This window comes from Streptomyces sp. WM6386 (assembly GCF_000972385.1).
Lineage (GTDB): Bacteria > Actinomycetota > Actinomycetes > Streptomycetales > Streptomycetaceae > Streptomyces.
Window position 1 is genome coordinate 1 of sequence record NZ_JXTE01000197.1, and the last position, 1,188, is coordinate 1,188.

Annotated in this window: 2 protein-coding genes; both read left to right on the top strand. The window is 66.8% G+C overall.

Annotation, left to right across the window (positions count from 1 at the left end):
• Positions 1-579: TetR/AcrR family transcriptional regulator (locus TN53_RS40690; RefSeq protein ID WP_046263915.1), on the top strand; the 579-nt coding region annotated here is incomplete at its 5' end.
• A 290-nt stretch (positions 580-869) separates the two neighbouring features.
• A partial coding sequence (locus tag TN53_RS40695; protein WP_046263916.1) for an AfsR/SARP family transcriptional regulator occupies positions 870-1,188 on the top strand: 319 nt, incomplete at its 3' end.

Here is a 1,188-nt window from a genome sequence, read left to right on the forward strand (position 1 = left end):
GGCTTCGTCACCGCGTCGTTGAGCACCATCAGCAAGCGCGCCGGTGTCAGCAACGGCGCGCTGCACTTCCACTTCGCCAACAAGGGCATGCTCGCCAACGCGGTGGAGGCGGAGGCCGCCAAGGCCGTCCGCCTGATCACCGAGGCGGCGCGGGCCTGGCAGGGGGACTCGCTGCAGGCGGTGGTGGACGCCACCCACGAACTGATGCGCAGCCTCGCCCACGACACCGTGGTCCGCGGTGGCTTCGAACTCGCGGGTGACAGTACACGCAGGGGGGAGCCCTCGATTCGGACGCAGTGGCAGCACTGGGTCGAGGACAGCCTCCGCCGGGCCGAGCGCAACGGCGCTCTGGCGGAGGGGGTGTCCTGGGCGGACAGCGCCCGCGTCATCGTCGCCGCGACCGTCGGCTTCGAGGCCCTCGGTGGCGATGACACCTCCTGGCTGTCGCGGCAGAACGTCACGCGCTTCTGGGAGGTGCTCCTGCCGCGGCTCGCCGGCCGGCAGGACCTGGACCGGCTGGTGAGCTCCGGCTCGCGGCCGTCGGCCGTCGTCTCCTCGGCGGAGCACACCTCGGGCTGACCTCGAGTATTAACAGACCGCATGGTCTGTTTGGTGATCGATTCCCGCCTCCGTCTCCTGGTTGTTCCCTGGAGTCTGACTCCAAGCCTCCTTGATTACCGCTAGAGATACCGAATAGGTGCTGGTCAGAGGTGCCTAGCCCCTACGCCTCCGCTAAGAAAATACAGGATATGCGGTTTGGTATTGACAGACCGCTCGTGCTGTTTTTACTCTTGTCATGGCGCCGGACTGACATCTGTTGACGGCCGCGAACCGACCGGAGCACTCGGGCATAAGACAGGGGAGATCGCGTGGACATCGAGGTACTCGGCGCATTGGCCGTACAGGAGAACGGAATCTCCATCACGCCGACGGCTCCCAAGCCGCGGCAGGTGCTGGCGCTGCTGGCGCTGCACGCCGACCGGGTGGTGCCCGTCTCCGCACTGATCGAGGAGCTGTGGGGCACCACGCCGCCGCGCAGCGCCCGCACCACCTTGCAGACATACGTTCTCCAGCTGCGTGAACTCATCGCCGTGGCCGTGGAGAAGGACGAACAGGACGGTATCGAGGGGGAGAGCAGGCGGCGCACCGCCAAGGACGTGCTGGTGACGATGCCCAGCGGCTACATGC